This window comes from Marinibacterium profundimaris (genome assembly GCF_002210095.1).
GTDB lineage: Bacteria > Pseudomonadota > Alphaproteobacteria > Rhodobacterales > Rhodobacteraceae > Marinibacterium > Marinibacterium profundimaris.
Map to the genome: position 1 here is coordinate 1 of NZ_AQQR01000029.1, position 16,469 is coordinate 16,469.

General features: G+C 60.8%; 13 protein-coding genes and 1 pseudogene. 2 read left to right on the forward strand and 12 right to left on the reverse strand.

Annotation, left to right across the window (positions count from 1 at the left end; genetic code table 11):
* Window positions 1-1,737, forward strand: a 1,737-nt coding sequence (locus ATO3_RS26355) for a Tn3 family transposase (protein ID WP_143747393.1), incomplete at its 5' end; no start/stop codon positions are given.
* Window positions 1,738-1,746: 9 nt separating this feature from the next.
* Here the strand turns inward: ATO3_RS26355 and qatB are convergent.
* From qatB to ATO3_RS26400, 9 genes and pseudogenes are all read right to left on the reverse strand, one after another.
* Entirely contained in the window at window positions 1,747-2,517 is a 771-nt protein-coding gene (gene qatB / locus ATO3_RS29545; RefSeq protein ID WP_332888726.1) for a Qat anti-phage system associated protein QatB, read from the reverse strand.
* Window positions 2,517-4,478, reverse strand: a complete 1,962-nt coding sequence (gene qatA, locus ATO3_RS26365; protein WP_088652815.1) for a Qat anti-phage system ATPase QatA — start codon at window positions 4,476-4,478, stop codon at window positions 2,517-2,519. Before qatA ends, qatB begins: the two co-directional genes overlap by 1 nt.
* Window positions 4,475-5,023 (reverse strand): RES family NAD+ phosphorylase, encoded by a 549-nt coding sequence (locus ATO3_RS26370; RefSeq protein WP_088652816.1) that lies wholly within the window; start codon window positions 5,021-5,023, stop codon window positions 4,475-4,477. Before ATO3_RS26370 ends, qatA begins: the two co-directional genes overlap by 4 nt.
* A gap of 9 nt (window positions 5,024-5,032) precedes the next feature.
* A complete protein-coding gene (locus tag ATO3_RS26375) occupies window positions 5,033-5,359 on the reverse strand; it encodes an antitoxin Xre/MbcA/ParS toxin-binding domain-containing protein (RefSeq protein ID WP_232786339.1) in 327 nt (108 codons plus the stop codon).
* Between the two features lie 15 nt (window positions 5,360-5,374).
* Window positions 5,375-6,709 (reverse strand): hypothetical protein, encoded by a 1,335-nt coding sequence (locus tag ATO3_RS26380; RefSeq protein WP_088652818.1) that lies wholly within the window; start codon window positions 6,707-6,709, stop codon window positions 5,375-5,377.
* 69 nt (window positions 6,710-6,778) lie between these two features.
* Entirely contained in the window at window positions 6,779-7,048 is a 270-nt protein-coding gene (locus ATO3_RS26385; protein WP_088652819.1) for a WGR domain-containing protein, read from the reverse strand.
* An 85-nt stretch (window positions 7,049-7,133) separates the two neighbouring features.
* Entirely contained in the window at window positions 7,134-8,066 is a 933-nt protein-coding gene (locus ATO3_RS26390) for a DUF2493 domain-containing protein (RefSeq protein ID WP_088652820.1), read from the reverse strand.
* A gap of 401 nt (window positions 8,067-8,467) precedes the next feature.
* A complete protein-coding gene (locus ATO3_RS26395) occupies window positions 8,468-9,499 on the reverse strand; it encodes a DUF7146 domain-containing protein (protein ID WP_088652821.1) in 1,032 nt (343 codons plus the stop codon).
* 3 nt (window positions 9,500-9,502) lie between these two features.
* A pseudogene (locus ATO3_RS26400) lies at window positions 9,503-11,293 on the reverse strand (strawberry notch C-terminal domain-containing protein); the annotation flags it as partial.
* 244 nt (window positions 11,294-11,537) lie between these two features.
* On the opposite strand from ATO3_RS26400, the gene ATO3_RS26405 reads away from it, so the two are divergent.
* The gene (locus tag ATO3_RS26405) at window positions 11,538-13,979 is read left to right on the forward strand and encodes a TOTE conflict system archaeo-eukaryotic primase domain-containing protein (RefSeq protein ID WP_088652830.1); all 2,442 of its coding nucleotides are present in this window, start codon (window positions 11,538-11,540) and stop codon (window positions 13,977-13,979) included.
* A 39-nt stretch (window positions 13,980-14,018) separates the two neighbouring features.
* Here ATO3_RS26405 and ATO3_RS26410 read toward each other — a convergent pair whose 3' ends face one another.
* Genes ATO3_RS26410 through ATO3_RS26420 form a run of 3 tightly spaced genes read right to left on the reverse strand, consistent with a single transcriptional unit; the run spans window position 14,019 to window position 16,413 of the window.
* Window positions 14,019-15,023 carry a tyrosine-type recombinase/integrase gene (locus ATO3_RS26410; RefSeq protein WP_088652822.1) on the reverse strand — a complete coding sequence of 335 codons (1,005 nt, stop codon included), beginning with the start codon at window positions 15,021-15,023 and terminating at the stop codon, window positions 14,019-14,021.
* A complete protein-coding gene (locus tag ATO3_RS26415) occupies window positions 15,020-15,931 on the reverse strand; it encodes a tyrosine-type recombinase/integrase (protein ID WP_088652831.1) in 912 nt (303 codons plus the stop codon). Before ATO3_RS26415 ends, ATO3_RS26410 begins: the two co-directional genes overlap by 4 nt.
* Window positions 15,928-16,413: a tyrosine-type recombinase/integrase gene (locus tag ATO3_RS26420; protein WP_332888727.1), complete on the reverse strand. Its 486-nt coding sequence runs from the start codon at window positions 16,411-16,413 to the stop codon at window positions 15,928-15,930. The genes ATO3_RS26415 and ATO3_RS26420 overlap by 4 nt, the downstream gene beginning before the upstream one ends.
* Window positions 16,414-16,469: the final 56 nt, after the last annotated feature.

The following is a 16,469-nucleotide window of genomic DNA, read 5'->3' on the forward strand; positions in this document are numbered from 1 at the left end:
TCCAGTTTCAGGATAGTTGCGCCACACAAAGTGAGGCAGAGCCTGCGGGCGCTCGATATTCAGGCGACCCCAGTGGCCGAACCGTTGCTGGTTGCTGCGGATATTGTCGCGGGTGCGGACACCACCGCTGGTCGCCCCGTGACCTTCTTGAGCCGAACCTCAAAATGGCATCGGCACCTGAACGACGATGATGGGCATCGGCTTTGGGAGGTGGCGGTCCTGTGCCATCTGCGTGATGCATTCCGAGCTGGTGATATGTGGCTTGCACACTCCCGCAGGTATGGTGATCTCAAAGATGCGCTGGTCCCGGCCGAAGTCGCTCGCGCCACGCCAAGACTGGCCATGCCGTATGAGCCGGAAATCTGGTTGGCAGATCGGAAAGCCCGCCTGGCCGATGGCTTGCAGCGACTGGCCCGCGCTGCCAGGGCCGGTGCGATTCCGGGTGGTTCCATCGAAAACGGTGCCCTCAAAATAGATCGTCTGACAGCCGCTGTCCCCGAAGAGGCCGATGCCATGGTGCTCGATCTTTACAGCCGCCTGCCGGAGATCGGGATCACCGACCTCCTGCTCGAAGTGGATGACGAGATTGGTTTTACCGAGGCCTTCACCCATCTGCGTACGGGCGTTCCATGCAAAGACAGGGTCGGCATGTTGAATGTGATATTGGCTGAAGGGCTGAACCTTGGCCTCAGCAAAATGGCTGGGGCTACGAACACCCATGATTATTTCCAGCTCTCGCGCTTGTCGCGATGGCATGTGGAAAGCGACGCGATGGCACGCGCCTTGGCCATGGTAATCGAAGGTCAATCAGCCTTGCCGATGGCCCGGATTTGGGGCGCAGGGCAGACCGCTTCGAGCGACGGGCAATTCTTTCCCGCCACGCGCCAGGGCGAGGCGATGAACCTGATCAACGCCAAATACGGCCATGAACCCGGTCTAAAAGCCTATACCCATGTCTCCGACCAGTTCGGCCCTTTCGCAACTCAGAACATCCCCGCCACTGTGAACGAAGCTCCGTACATTTTGGACGGGTTACTCATGAACGAGACAGGCAAGCGAATAAAGGAGCAATATGCTGACACGGGCGGGTTCACGGATCACATCTTCGCGGTCACTGCGTTGCTCTCCTATCGCTTCATTCCCCGCATCCGCGATCTACCGTCCAAACGACTCTATCTCTTCGACCCTGCAGCCGCGCCGAACGAGCTGCGCGGGCTGATCGGCGGAAAGATCAGGGAGAAGCTGATCGTCGAGAATTGGCCTGACGTACTGCGCGCCGTCGCCACTATGGCGGCGGGTGTTATGCCACCCAGCCAGCTCTTGCGCAAATTCGCGGCCTATCCGCGCCAGCATGAACTCGCCCAAACGCTGCGTGAAATCGGGCGCATCGAGCGGACGCTGTTCATCCTCGAATGGTTGCTCGACGCCGATATGCAGCGGCGCGCCCAGATCGGACTGAACAAGGGCGAAGCGCATCATGCATTGAAGAATGCACTGCGCATTGGCCGCCAGGGCGAAATCCGGGATCGTACTGCCGAGGGGCAGCACTATCGGATGGCGGGCCTCAACCTCCTCGCCGCGATCATCATCTACTGGAATACAAAACACCTCGGCTACGCGGTCAACGCGCGAGAGCGCGACGGTCTCGACTGCAGCCCAGAGCTTCTGGCCCACATCTCCCCCCTCGGATGGGCACATATCCTCCTCACAGGAGAATACAGGTGGAAAAATCAGTGACAGCTAAGCTTAACGTACGATCCTGCACTCAACCAGAGCAGACCCCAACTGGGCCTCGATGCGCTCGACAGTTCGGACATCCGATGGCATGTTCACGACCCGGGTCCCGATATCGTTGCATATGCGCGCCTCGATCGTGTGTGCGATGTAGAGTTCGAACACCGTCTGCATCTGATCAGCCGTCAATCCGTCGATCTCGGTTATGCCCGCGTCGGCAAGATCGGCGATTGTCTCAATGAATGCATCTCGAGCGATCCCCTCATCGATGGAGCCCCCATCCGGACAGATGAAGTCGGCCAGTCCAGCAAATACTTCCTCGATCGGCCGTCCCGCAAGACCTCCGAGGTCGAGAGAGCGGAGCACCTCTCCGATGCCAACATTCCCGACTTGGCCGAGAATGGTCGCGAGCCTCGACGCAGCGCCGCGCGAGCTACCCATGCGCCTCGCTGCCCGCGCCGCACCACCGGATGACCTCGACACATATTGCGATACAGCGCGTCCCATGCTCCTCCGGTCATCGCCACCGGAGCGTGCGTACCTGGTGAAGTTTGTTCGAGCGGACGTGTATCGGTCGGTCTCACCCGGAACCGGTGTCGCGGTCCGCTCCGGTGGCGCGGCCGGCGGAGCGGCGGGATCGTTGCCCGTCGGCGGCGCATCGCTGCCTGATCCGTCGGATCGCGGATCGCCCGGTGCACCGTCATCAGATCCACCGCCTTCCAACCATGATGGAACAAGTGGCGTTCCACCCGAGGCTCCGCCAAACGCGCTGGACGTTCCCATCAACAGCCCCCTTTTCGTGTGCGTGCCGCCGCGAGGGCCGCGACTCTCAACGTCGTCGACCCCTCCTCGGACCAGGTCGCGAGAAGAGCGTCCAAGCGAGCAACGAACTCCGAGCCGCGGATCACCCTATCCCAACCTGAAGCTACCCATGTCCCGCAACGTGCCGAAGGCAGGGATTCGAGAAGGTCCAAAAGGTTTGTCTGTAAGAAATCGTGGGCTTTGACGAGCACGGTCATGCCGTTCACTCCGGCTGGAGCGGTGTCGAAAGAGTCACTGGCGACGATACGCGCTCTCAGTTCTTCGAACACTTGGCCTGCTTCGGCTGGCGCGAGCTGCCGAAGTTCCGTCTCGTAGGCTTGAACACTCAGCTTCGACCCCATCAATCTCTCGACCACAGCACCAAGTCTGCCGAGCACAGATACGGCGCCGAAGTAATCTTTCCTGTCTTTTGCGACAAAGAGATAGGGCCTTAGATCGATCGCACCGAGGTTCGGCGGCATACTCGCCCAATCCCGGATAGCCTCCGACCCTCGCCATTCCGACAAGACAGCGCTCTCGTTCGGTTCCGTATCCTTTGGTTTGGTTTTGACATCATCCAGATCGGTGACTTTTGGGCGGTCTCCACGCTTTTTGTTCGGTTTGGACCTAGCCTCAGTCGGATCTTCGAGAGCCGCCAAGTCCTCGCAATGTCCGTTTGGGTGTTTCGCTGCCGCCGAGGCGATCTGATCGAACATGCGGGACATGAAGCGCTCGGCGAGCATCAGTTTCGCCAAGACAGGAAGCTTGACATCGTCACCGAATCCGCGAGCTCGCGCTGTCTGGTTCCTGAGAAGAAGCGTGTTCAGGAAGCGCTTGATCTGACGTGGGTTGCCTTGCGTACCGCTAGCCAGAATTTGGCCGATCTGATCACTTAATGTGAGCGCGTTTGAAACGCTGGCAGCCTTGGCGCCAAGGGCGTCACGGACAGTGGCCGCTGAGAGCCCGGTCGAGAGCCACGGCTTTGCGAGATGCTGGCGAGCCACTTTGATCAGCTTCTGGTATTCAGTGTCCTCTTCCCCTAGCTCCGCCCCCACGAGCAAGAGCGTCACATAGATTCGAGTTTCCGTCTCCCCCAGGGAGGGGATCCTGAACGGCACCTGGATGAGTTTCTCAAGATAGTTTCGCGCATAGTCCCTTGGTCCGGTCGTGTCGGGCAACTCCGGGAAATGCTTACGCACCGAATACTCGATCATCGCTTCATCGGCAGCAACCACGAAAGCAGTGTGTTCAGTGAAAACGAACAGCCGAACTGCCTCCAGCGTTTCGATCGCGACTTCAGGCAGGCACCTGTCGAGATCGTCGATCAGAACGACGAGTTGATCGACACCCGCCTTGTTGAGTAGATTTCTGAAAGCCTTCCGGAACTCACTGATTTCTTCAGTAAGCCGTTTCGAGTCATCTGGCTTCAGTAGGCCCGACATCCCAGCGATGGCGGCCTCATAGTTTTCACGAGTGAGCAATTCACCTGGCTCACCTATAGCCTTCTTCACAGAACCAACGACCGCGTCGATGTGCTCGGGCAGCGGAACTCCCGACAATGCTGTGAAAGCAAGACCTCCTCCTCGCCGGGCAACCTTGAGCCAATCGATGCGTTTGAAGATATTCTTAACCGCTTCACCCGCATTTGTTGCAAGCGACCGTTCGGCAACAAGCTCTGTGACAATGCCCTCGATCAGCGCGATCTTTGCATCCTCGAACCCCTGGAATCGCCAACCATTGAATTTCACGCAGAGAACGTCTGGGGTCGGCGATAGAGATGCCTCGATCATCTCCAAGATGCTGCTCTTTCCTGCTCCCCAATCACCATGGACACCGATCGTGATCGCCTGCTCTGGACGCTCCCGCAGCAACTCGGTGATCGTGCGCGCGATGGCCTCGTTGTTCAGCAGATCGACGCTTGTCTCGTTGTCGGGTAGAATCATTTCGCCCAGTCCACGACGCCATGATCTTCTAAAGTGGACTCGGGCAGTGATCTCACCTTGTCGCAGAAGACGATTGCATTCCTTGCGTCAGATCGCGCGGACGGGACAATTAGGCCATCGAAATCTAGAAAATGTGCGACTTCCCCAATTTCCTGGGTACGGGGATACTCGTCATTCTTTTGCTCATAGGAAAGACGACCGAACGTTTCCGTGTTCAGCCCGACCCTGGAAAGTGCTTCCAGATCCAGAAACTGAAGCGCACGCCCAAGTGAAAGTCCAATCTCAAACATGCGATACTTGACCTTGCTCGGCATGACCGGTTGGCCGCGCATCAGATGAAATCGCATCTCTTCCAGAGCACCTGATCGAGCCAAGGATGTATAGAGCACATCGAACGTCCCGTCGTCCCACCGACCACCGGACGCGCTGCAAATCAGCGGATCGCGCCCGTCGCGCACCAGCCGCCAAACGTTCCCTTCGAAAACGACGGGATCGATCGCCTCAATCGCGTCAATCAGCCGGTTGTCGCGTCGAGCTTTAACCATTTATTGGACCTACACATAGACATCATTGTCCAGCCGGTCGATGACGGCCAGTACTTCGAGCGAGCGATCATTGTGAATGAGGTCCATAGCGCGCTCGCCTCCGAGTTGTGGGTGCCGCGCATAGAGCCAGGCACGAACCTCGTCCGGTGTGTAATATTCATTGAGACGGCCGACGATGTAATAGAGGTCGGACAGAATCAATTCGTTCTTTGGTTGCGGCTTGATATCACCGGCCTTCCAACGCGATACCGTCGCCTTGGAGACATCCGTAATATTTGCGATATCGGTTCCTTTCAGACCCCCGATGTCGGCAAGTTCGCCGATGTAGCGTGACACTGCACTTTGCATTTCTTACCTCTGATCACCCCGCCGCAGGGCCGTGTCGACATTGAAGTCGCAAGCCCGAACACGCGGGGACTCCATTCCGCGCTCCTCATGGAGCTTTTCAAGCGCATCTGCAACCTTGCCCATCGTCTCTGCATGCGCCCGAGTCCGCTTGAGCAAACTCGTCAGGTCGATGCCCGCCGCCTGAGCTTGAGCCTCAGTGGGCTTAAGGAAGCTGACATCTTTTGCGCGACGCTCGGCATCCGCCATCGTCTTTGACAAGAAATGCCCTGCTCGGTTGAGGTCCGGTACGGACTGAAGCGCTTCTTGCGAGCGCACCAAATGAAGAGCCTGAATCTGCTTTCGAGTTCTTACCATTTCTTCAACGCTGGAAACGGTTACAAACTCGCTTTGCAGAAGCAGCTTCCGCCCGCCACGAGACTTGGCAAGCAATTCGAACTCGTTGGCATAGAAACCCCTGCCAAGACCCGGAACCTGCACAATGCGCGGCCGAGCAAATCTTGCATCGGGATCTGGCTCTTCCGGCGTCTTGTGCCAATCCCGAGCGTTGAACTGATCCAACTCGAGTATCCCGCTCGCGGACCCAGAAGCGACGCCAAATGCTTCTGTAGCCTCAGAGTTCAAACCAGAGCAGTAGTCGAGGATCACGGGCTTCCCGATATTGTGGAAACCGCTGAGCATCCGGATCAAAGAACGAACCTTTTGTGGACCGGGTTCTTTCCCTAGGCCGGAAAGGCGCATCCAGACAGCATCGACAGGCAGTATCGAAAGTGTTTCCGCTAGTGCCTTCCGCGACGTGGAATCCACCAATCCTTGGACGCTTTGTATTACCGGATAGTCGATCCGGATTCGGCCTCCGCCCAAGCGATCAAGCGCCGCTCGAAGAGCCGAGCAAGAGGCTGCGTCCACCTTGAGCCAGCCGTCGAAGCTGGGATCGCCCAAGAAATGACTCGGGGCAAGCACGCGGTCCGCGCCGACCGCAACTGCCATTTCTGCGATGCGCTCAATGATCTCCGTGGTGAAATCGTCCGGCCCCAAAGGCGACATCGGGACCTCAGTCAACCAAGCAGAATTGCGTACAAACGTCCCATGTCGCGCCGGGCTCGACAGCTCGGCCGCTCCAGTGTCGATCGTTATCTCCACACCCTCTGCTTTCAGCTCTTTTGCGAGAGCGGTCTGCCGATTGAGGCGTCCGGCATCGAAGACGACTCGCGAAGCTGGCAGACCTCCGGATGCAAACATCTCGGCAAACTTGTTGTGAGAGTCTCCGACACGGAAGAACTGCGCCAACGGCGAACGCAGCCGTTGGCCTTTCGGAAATGGGACGACAACCTTGGTCATGGCGCTGGTTCCATATTGGTTTCACCGATCAATATAGTGAAACCGTTACGGAACGTCAATCCTTGGAGTTCATCCCTCAAGCAACCGATACCCACGCCGCTTCTTCGTCGCCGACAGCTTCATCAGAGCGTTGACTGCCCTGCCCTCGTCATCATGCTGCTCGACCAGCATCTGGCCGCGGTAGCCGATCCGACCCCACTCCCGCACCAGGCTCACGCCGCCAAACAGGTCAGGCTGAACGCTCATCCTGTAAAACCGCCGCATGTTAAGAGACAGGTCGATCCGCTTGAGATCGACTGTGGTCGGAAACACCTCCAATTGCTTCGATTCATCGAACATCTTGCGGTCACCTTGTCTGCGACAACAATACCAAGTGTATGTACGTGTTTCCACAATGTTCTATCCCGAAAGCAAAGAGGGGGGCTCACGCCCCCTTCTCGAACTTCATGACCGGGATGCCAAGCTTCTTGGCCTTGTCGGCGAGGTTTTCCTGGATACCGGTTCCGGGGAAGACAAGGACCCCGACCGGGAGCACATCCAGCATCGCGTCGTTGCGCTTGAAGGGCGCGGCCTTGGCGTGCTTGGTCCAGTCGGGCTTGAAGGCCACCTGCGTCACGCCCCGGGCTTCGGCCCATTTGGCGGCGATGAGCTCTGCGCCCTTCGGGCTGCCACCGTGCAGGAGGACCATGTCGGGATACTTGGTCCGGACCTGGTCGAGCTTGCCCCAGATCAGGCGGTGATCGTTGAAATCGGTCCCGCCGGTGAGGGCGACCTTGGGGCCTGCGGGAAGCATTACCTCGGTCTCGGCGCGGCGCTTGGCGGCCAGGAAGTCGCGGCTGTCGATCAGGGCGGCGGTCATGTGCTGGCGGTTCACCATCGAGCCGGTGCGGGGGCGCCAGGTCGATCCCGTGTGATGGACGAACTCGGTGGCGGCGTGATCGCGCATCATGTCCATGCAGTTGCGCCGTTCAACGAGAGTCAGGCCTTCGGCCGTCAGGCGCTCGAGTTCGACGGACTTCACTTCGGAGCCGTCCTGCTCGCGCTGGAGGCGGCGCTGCGCCTGCTCGTTCTCATCGAGCGTCCGCTCGATCCTGGCCGTGGCGCGGTGGAAGAGGTTGACCTGGCCCCAGAGCACCTCTTCGAGGTCGGGTTCCATACGGGTGTCTTCCAGGGTCGCGACGAGGGCGTCGAAGATGTCGGCGACGGCGACGGCGAGGCGCTGCCCATCGGGCATCGGGCGCGGATCGGGCTCGTCAAAGGGGCGATAGCCGTAGAGCTGGAGCTCGTCGAGCGCATGGGCGGTCTGGGATGCGCTATGGGCGGGTTCATACGCGTCGTCGTGGGTATGGATCGTCATCGGTTTCTTGCCTCCGGGCCTGTCTCGTCCGCGCGTCATACCGCGCGGCCTTCATGGGCAGACCCGAGCCGTCGGGGCGGTTGCCCCTTCACCCCGGCTTCACCGGGGCCGGAACAGAGTGGAGGAGGTCGGCAGGGAAGCTATTTGTCTCGCGATGCAAAGGCGGCAGATCGGGGTCCCCACGCGACTTGTCGCGTGGGGTGGTCTCGCCGCCGGCGGAAATAGGTTCCCTGCCGACCTTGCTGGGGCAACCGCTTTGACGGCCTGCCCATCTCTTGAAGGCCGCGCAGGATGACGGGTGGATGCGCAAGGCCCGGGATGGAGTGAGGACGACGATCCAGAGCCACGACTGGGATGCTGCCCCCTGCCCCGCACTCCCAGACCCCCCTGCGCGATGCAGCTCAGCCCAATAGGCGATGCCGATCCTCTGGCCCGATCTGACCTGCCAGATGCTGGCGCAGCGCGTCCTTGCCGTTCGCCCGAAGATCATCGTTGAAATCCCCGAGCCGCGGTTCCAGCACATGGCAACCAATCCCGACCTCGGAGGCTCTGGCGCTCAACTTCTCTGCCGCGCGCTGCCCGGCCGGATCGCAATCGATCGCAACGTAAAGGCGCTTGAGCCCCTCCGGCAACAGGACCGCGCCGAGGTGACCCGAAGAGAGTGCCGCCCAGACGGGCAGACCTGGGATTGCCTCGGACAGGGACAGCATGGTCTCGATGCCTTCGCCGACGACGAGGATGTCATCGTGCGGGGTGAGCCTGACAGCATTGCCGAGTAGGTGACCCATAGCCCGACGCTGTGGATTCACTGCCGCCTTCCCCTGTCCGTCAGGCGCCAGCCAGGTGCGATGCGCTCCCTGCACGGCCCCTGCCCCATCGGTGACCGCCGCGATTATCGCAGGTCTGGGGATGCTCCGGGGCTGCCCCTCTTCCCGATGCCAGCACTTCGGGTGGAAGCGTAAGGCGCCGTTCGCCCCGAATTGGGTGATGCCTCGGGAACGGAGGTAGGTCTCAGCAAGCGTGCCTGTGATCGGGTTCGATGCAGCAAACAAGCGCGCCGCCGCAGCAGGAGTGCCACCTGGCGCCTTGGCCTTCCTCGGCTCTTGCCTATCAGGGACGACCGGCTGCGGACGGCCAAGATGCGCTCGGGCCTCGGCGAGAAGGTCGGGGAAGCGCGTGATCCCCGTCCGGGCGCGGATGATGTCCAGGAGATCGCCATGCTCGCCTGTGGCCCCATCCGTAAACTTGCCCGCTGCTCCTGGTCCCGACGCAGGGCCCGTCAACCGCACGAAGAGAGACCGGCCGGGGTTGTTCTGCAGATCGCCGACGATCCAGTAGGATCCTTCCCGCCGTCCGGCGGGAAGGTAGGCACGACAGACGCCTTCGGCATTTTCTGCCAGATCGCGCACGAGGTCTTCGGTCTCGGAATACATGGGTCAACAACCTCCGCGATCATGTAGCCTTGCGACAGAACAACGCGCAAGCAGACGATCCAGTATCGCGACGCCATCGGCGTCGGTCGGGCAAAACAGCCGAAGCTTCCAACTAATAATCTCCGAGAAGAAGCCATCGGCCTTGAGTCGATCCTTGGCTGCCTCCGAGAAGCCCGACAGTTCGATCCGGTTCGCGCCCATGACGCGCGAGCGGTGCAATTCCATCCCTTCGGACAGGCGCACCACGGTCTTGCCCTCCAGAACGAGGGCATGGACCTGCGCGGCCGAGAGCTTGGGCGCATCGGCGGCCAGCGTGGTCGCGACCCAGGCAGGCGAGACGCGGCGGCCGATGATGCGCTGCCCGTCATCGGTCTGCAGGCGGTAGACGCGGGTTTCATCCTGGGGAAGCTGCTTCCAGATCGGCAGCAGCAGACCTGCCACGATGTGCAGCGTGGAGTCCGAAAACTCCGGCACCTCGGCCAGTTCCGCAGTCCACGCCGCTGTGAAGGCCGCGCGGTCGGCCTCGAGCCAGTGGGTGTCCTCCATGACCTGGGCCGGGACCGTGCTGGCATCAAGCGGGCGGATCAGGCGCAGGCGCGGCTCGATGGTCCCATCGTCCAGCATGTGACTGGTGGCGGGAACCTGCACGGCAGCTCGGCCCGAGCGGCTGTTGACCAGAAGCCGCGCCTGCGGGTCATCCAGCCATTCGAGCGCATCGGCCAGCGAGGTAGGCGTGTTGCGGCGCTTTTCCGCGATGGTCAGCAGCTGGGTTTCCGCGCCGGAGCCCGGATGGGTGTAGATGACCTGTGCGTCGGTCACCCGAAAGCTCTCCGCACGCAGGGTCTCGAGCCCGAGATCGTAGACCCCGGCGGCGACAGCGCCCTCGATCCGCTGATCGAGGAGTTCTTCGAAACCCGCGAACAGCACGGCCTGCATGTCGATCGTCAGTGCCAGCAGGCGATTGAGGAAGGTCGTGATCGGCGGCAGATCGTCCTTCAGCCCGTTGTCATCGGTCAGGCTGAGGCCAGTGGCATCCTCGAAAGCCCCGAGCGAGCAGCCCGCCAGATCGCCGCGAAAGATGCGGCGGTAAAGCTGGCGCAGGGCGTCGCGGGCGTAAGGCGACTCGAGATTGTCCTCGGGGCGGAACAACCCCTGCCCTCCGGTCTGACGCTGGCCGCGCGTGATGGCGCCAAGCGTGTCGAGACGTCGCGCAATGGTCGACAGGAACCGCTTCTCCGCCTTCACATCCGTGGCCACCGGCCGGAACAGCGGCGGCTGCGCCTGGTTGGTGCGGTTGGTCCTCCCGAGACCCTGAATGGCGGCATCTGCCTTCCAGCCGGGTTCCAGCAGATAATGGACCCGCAAGCGCTGGTTCTTCGCCCCGAGATCGGCGTGATAGCTGCGCCCGGTGCCGCCGGCGTCCGAGAAGATCAGGATACGCTTTTCGTCATCCATGAAGGCTTGGGTCTCAGTGAGGTTCGCGGCTCCGGCCCGGTTCTCCACCACGAGCCGTGCCGAATGCCCTTCGCCCTTGCGCACGATGCGCCTTGAACGCCCCGTGACCTCGGCCACAAGATCGGTGCCGAAGCGCTGGACGATCTGGTCGAGCGCACCCGGCACCGGCGGCAACGAAGCCAGTTTCTCGATCAGCGCATCACGACGCCGGACGGCTTCGCGGCACTCCACCGGTTGGCCATCTCGCGTGACGGGGCACGATGAAAGATTACCTTCGCTGTCGGTGAAGGGCTCGTAGAGCTGCACGGGGAAGGAATGGGCGAGGTAGTCCAGAACGTAATATGCCGCGCCACTGTTATGCGGAGTTCTGGGTTTCAAGCTGTTGTTCTGGTGATTCATTTTCGGGATTCTGCTTTGGATAATCATGATGCCTCTGCTCTCAACCGCAGAAGGACATCTCCCATGAACTCCCCCTCAAACTCTCCGTTCGGTGGTCCGACCGATGAGCTGCCGGACCTGCTTACGCCTGTAGGTTTCGCGCTTTATGCTGGACGGGGCGGAACGGTCTGGGTGGAAATCGCAGGTGGCAGACAGAAGCGGCATTGATACGGAGTTGGCGCGGCTTCGAGCACGTCTGGCCGATCTGGATGTCGAACGCGCGCAGCTTCAGCGCGACGTTGCAGCGCTAGAGGCTCGTCTCGCTGCAGAGCACGTGCCGGCAGTGAGACAATCCTCATTCGAGAACGCCCCTGTCACTAATTCCTCTCCGTCGCGCGACAAGGTCGATCTGTTCCGACGGCTGTTTGCCGGTCGGCCTGACGTGTTCCCAGTGCGATGGGAAAATAGGAAGACTGGTCGCTCAGGTTATTCGCCCGCCTGCGCCAACGAATGGGTGAAAGGGATCTGCGGCAAGCCGAAGGTCAAATGCGGCGAATGCCCCCATCAGAAGTTCATCCCGCCGAACGAAAGCGTCATAGAAAAACACCTGCGCGGCGACGATGGTCGGGGCGGGGATTTTGTCGCTGGCGTCTATCCGTTGCTGCCCGGCGATACATGCTGGTTCCTGGCTGCGGATTTTGACAAGGCGTCCTGGGCTGAAGACGCCAATGCGCTGCTCGAAACCTGCCGGGGGAAGGACGTGCCCGCAGCGTTGGAAAGGTCGAGGTCAGGAAACGGAGGGCATGTCTGGATCTTCTTCTCTGAATCGGTCTCCGCTCGTTTGGCACGCCAGCTTGGATCCGTCCTGATCACGGAAACGATGGAGCGACGGCCTGAAATCGGCTTCGCCTCCTATGATCGGCTGTTTCCGAACCAGGATACGATGCCGATTGGCGGCTTCGGAAATCTGATCGCGCTGCCGCTCCAAAACACCGCACGCAAAGTGGGCAACAGCGTCTTTGTGGACGCGGACATGCAGCCACATGATGATCAGTGGGCCTTTTTGTCTTCCTTGCCGAGAATGACGATGGCGGCGGTGACCGACCTCGTCGAAGCGGCAGAGCATTCCGGGCGAGTGCTGGGCGTCCGCATGCCGGTGGAAGACGAGCAAGCAGCCGAACCGTGGAAAATGTCGCCCTCGCGCCGCACTACACCGACCCGACTGGATGTGCCCATCCCGCAGACAATCACGGTGACGGTCGCGGATCAGATTTACATTGACCGGTCCGACCTTCCATCAGCCATGATTGCCCAAATGGCGCGACTGGCCGCGTTCCAGAACCCCGAATTTTACCGCGCACAAGCGATGCGGCTGCCGACATTTGGAAAGCCGCGCATTGTGTCCTGCGCCGAGTTGCATCCCCGGCACGTCGCGTTGCCGCGTGGCTGCTTTGACGATGTGGCCGGGTTCCTCGCCGATCACGGAGCGAAGGTCGACCTCGAGGATTTGCGTGAGGAAGGCACCGCAATACCGGAGACTGTACGGTTCCGCGGTGAACTCCGCCAGCAGCAGTCGCGGGCATTCGATGCCCTTATCAAACACGATACCGGCGTGCTGGCAGCCACCACCGCCTTCGGCAAGACGGTCGTGGCCTCGGCGCTGATCGCGCATCGCGCCCGCAACACGCTGGTTCTGGTTCATCGCCGGGAATTGCTGAGTCAGTGGGTCGAAAGACTTGGCTCGTTCCTGCAGATCGATCCCAAGCTGATCGGCACCATCGGTGCCGGAAAGCGTGAACCTACCGGTGTGATCGACGTGGCGCTGATCCAGAGCCTGGTTCGCAAGGGTGAAGTTGACGATATCGTTGCCGACTACGGTCATCTTGTCGTCGATGAATGCCATCACCTGTCCGCCGCGAGCTTCGAACTCGTCGCCCGCAGGTCGAAGGCCCGCTATGTCACCGGATTGTCGGCGACTGTCGCCCGCAAGGACGGGCATCATCCGATCATCTTCATGCAATGTGGCCCGGTGCGCCATCAAGTGAGCGCCAAATCGCAGGCCGCCGAAAGTGGCCTTCGCCATCGGGCGCGAGAACGTCACACGAGATTCCGGTTGCCGGACGCGCTCGCCATGGCCGAACGCCCGTCCATGCCTGCAATCTATGCAGCACTGGCGGAGGACGAGGCCCGAAATGATCTGATCTTCGACGACGTTCTGAAATCGCTTGAGGCCAAGCGCTCGCCGATTGTTTTGACCGAACGAAAGGACCACCTCGACTATCTCCAGAAACGGTTCTCAAGGTTTGCCAGAAATATCGTCGTGCTTCGGGGCGGCATGTCGGCAAAGGACCGGAAGGCAGCGCAAGCGGCGTTGAGCGTTGCCGATGATGAAGAACGGCTGATACTCGCGACAGGTCGCTACATCGGCGAGGGCTTCGATGATGCTCGTCTGGATACCCTGTTTCTGACCATGCCGATCGCCTGGAAGGGCACGCTGGCGCAGTATGTCGGCAGATTACACCGGCGACATGACGACAAGAAAGACGTGCTGGTGGTCGACTATGTTGATAGTTCGGTTCCGGTTCTCGCGAGAATGGCGGCGAAGCGACGAACAGGTTACCGGGCTCTCGGCTATGTCATGGAATAGCGCCCCGCAGAAAGCGGGACACCATTCTTGCCCGAGCGTTCAGGGACGTTGCGCGGCGACGGCAAGGATCTGCATAAGCTTGTCCGAGGGCTCCCGAAACTTGCCGGGTTTGATTAGAGGTGCGTGATGCGCCTCGAGAAGCGCGAGCTTCTCGGTTGGGTCTGCGCGCAGATACATCTCGGTCGTCTGGATACTGGCATGACCAAGCCAGAGCGCCACCTTGCGGATATCACCGGTGGCCTGCAGGGTGTGCATGGCGCAGCTGTGCCGCAGCACATGTGGGGTCACATGTTTTGCGGCAATCGACGGCGTCGAACGTTGGGCCGTCGCCACATGCTGCTTCAGCCGATACGCAAATCCATCCCGTGTCATTCGTCGCCCATCACGGTTCAGGAACATCTCTGGACCTACTTGACCGGGCCGGACCGCCAGCCACGCGCGAATGGCGCCTTGGGTCTCTTTCCAGAGCGGCAGCACTCGCTCCCGCCGCCCCTTACCCAGGATACGCACGCTGGAAAACGACCCGTTGGGAAAATCGTTCATCCGCACCGCGAGTAGTTCGGATGCCCTCAACCCCGCGGCATAGGCCAGATGCAGCATGGCGCGGTCCCGCAATCCGCCGGGCGTGTAGCGGTTCGGCGCGGCCAGCAAGGCACGGACTTCTTCCTTGGTGAGATAATCGATCAGCTTGGCGTCTGTTCGCTTGGTCGGCATGGCCCGGACCATCATCGCCTGTTCAAGGCAGGCAGGATGGCGATGTTCGACGAAACGGAGAAACGATTTGATCGCCGCCAGTCGCGCATTGCGGGAACGAACGGAATTGGCGCGCCCTTCTTCAATATGTTCGAGGAACGCCCTGATCGTCTGAATGTCGAGGTCTTCGATGAAGAGTTCCGAGGGGGTTCGCTTGACCCGCCCGGCGACAAACCGCAGCAAGAGGGTGAACGCACGGGCATAGGCCGCTATGGTATGTCGGCTTGCGCCGCACTCATCGGGAAGATGGGTTTGCAGGAAGGCGGAAAGGTCGGGGGCGAGCGGGGTCATGCCGCACCTCCGATCCAGGTCTCCTCGGCGGTCGACGCAATCATCTGCAACAGAACCGGCGTGGCTTCGAGGTACCAATAGGTGTTGGCGATATCGACGTGGCCGAGATAGGTGCTCAGAGCCTTCATGTGCCGCAACACTGCCTGCGGGTTGTTCCCACAGGCCTCAAGGGATCGCACGGCGAAAGTGTGGCGCAGATCGTGAAGCCGAGGGCCTGGCCCAGTCGGATTGCGGTAGCCAAGCTGCCGGACGATCCGAACGAAGACCACATGGGCTCGTGTTTTTGTCGGGGCATGACCATGACCAAGAACGAAGAGGTCGTCGTTCGCGTTACGCACGGCCGCGCGGGCTTCGAGATATCGTTCCAGCGCGGCACGGGTCGAAGTATGTATTGGCACGATACGACTCTTACCAAATTTGCCGCTCCGGACCGTGAGGCCCTCGGCCGTAAGATCGGCGCACTGAAGGGACAATGCCTCCGAAATCCGCAAACCTGTCGAGGCAAGGAGCCCGAACAGGTAGTTGTAGGTCAGCGGGCTGATCGGCGACAGACCAGGCACAAGAAGCGCTTCCTGCATGATCCGACTGATCTGGTCATGTGTCAGTATATGCGGAGCCGGCCGTCGCCGGCGAGAACGGCCAAGCAAGCCCATCGCTGGAAACTCGTGCCGTGCGTCTTCCGCATGCAGGAACACCGCCAGCGCGCGGGCGCGATCAAATCGGGCCTGCGCGGCATCCGGCGTCGCGGCACCTCCAGCCCATTCGAGGATCAGCGCTGCCGTCACATGCGTGACAGACCGTTCCGCGGCAAAATCCGCGAAGGCGCGCAAGGATACCTCCTGCGCGGTGAACTTCTTTCCAAGAGCTCGATTGAATTGGACGAAGCGATCAACGTGGTGATGTATCATGACGCATACCCCGGCCATGGTTGAGCCACTTCCGCCAGGATCCCGACATCGACCTTGGCATAGATCGCGGTCGTATCGCGCGAACTGTGGCGCAGCGCGACACCGATCTGGTCAAGATCCGCACCACCGCGCAGCCATGCAGATGCAAGCGAGTGGCGAAAGACATGCGAACCGGTGGGCAAACCGGTAAAACCTCCGCGGTTCAGGATACGGGCGATGATCCCTGCGATCTCGGCAGAAGATCGAAACGGGGTAAAAGGAGCCTGGGTTCGGAGAAAAACCCTGTCCGTGGCGACCACCGGACGCGCATCCTCGATATAGGCCAGCAGCGCATCGCCTGCATCCTGCGGCAGGGGCATCATCACTCCGCGTCTACCCTTGCCATGTAATCGCAACCGGCTCGCGGGCCAGTCGATATCGGACAGCCGCAGCTGCCAAATGTCTCCCGCGCGCAGGGCCAGCCGGGCGAGGAGGAGCAAAATGGCGCGGTCGGCATTGTTGCAGAACGGCGTTCTGAGGCGTGAGGGCCCCTTTCCCC

Coding starts and splice junctions, on each gene's coding strand:
- qatB (WP_332888726.1), bottom strand. CDS start 2,517: ATGGGAACGTCCAGCGCGTTTGGCGGAGCCTCGGGTGGAACGCCACTT.
- qatA (WP_088652815.1), bottom strand. CDS start 4,478: ATGATTCTACCCGACAACGAGACAAGCGTCGATCTGCTGAACAACGAG.
- ATO3_RS26370 (WP_088652816.1), bottom strand. CDS start 5,023: ATGGTTAAAGCTCGACGCGACAACCGGCTGATTGACGCGATTGAGGCG.
- ATO3_RS26380 (WP_088652818.1), bottom strand. CDS start 6,709: ATGACCAAGGTTGTCGTCCCATTTCCGAAAGGCCAACGGCTGCGTTCG.
- ATO3_RS26385 (WP_088652819.1), bottom strand. CDS start 7,048: ATGTTCGATGAATCGAAGCAATTGGAGGTGTTTCCGACCACAGTCGAT.
- ATO3_RS26390 (WP_088652820.1), bottom strand. CDS start 8,066: ATGACGATCCATACCCACGACGACGCGTATGAACCCGCCCATAGCGCA.
- ATO3_RS26395 (WP_088652821.1), bottom strand. CDS start 9,499: ATGTATTCCGAGACCGAAGACCTCGTGCGCGATCTGGCAGAAAATGCC.
- ATO3_RS26410 (WP_088652822.1), bottom strand. CDS start 15,023: ATGACCCCGCTCGCCCCCGACCTTTCCGCCTTCCTGCAAACCCATCTT.
- ATO3_RS26415 (WP_088652831.1), bottom strand. CDS start 15,931: ATGATACATCACCACGTTGATCGCTTCGTCCAATTCAATCGAGCTCTT.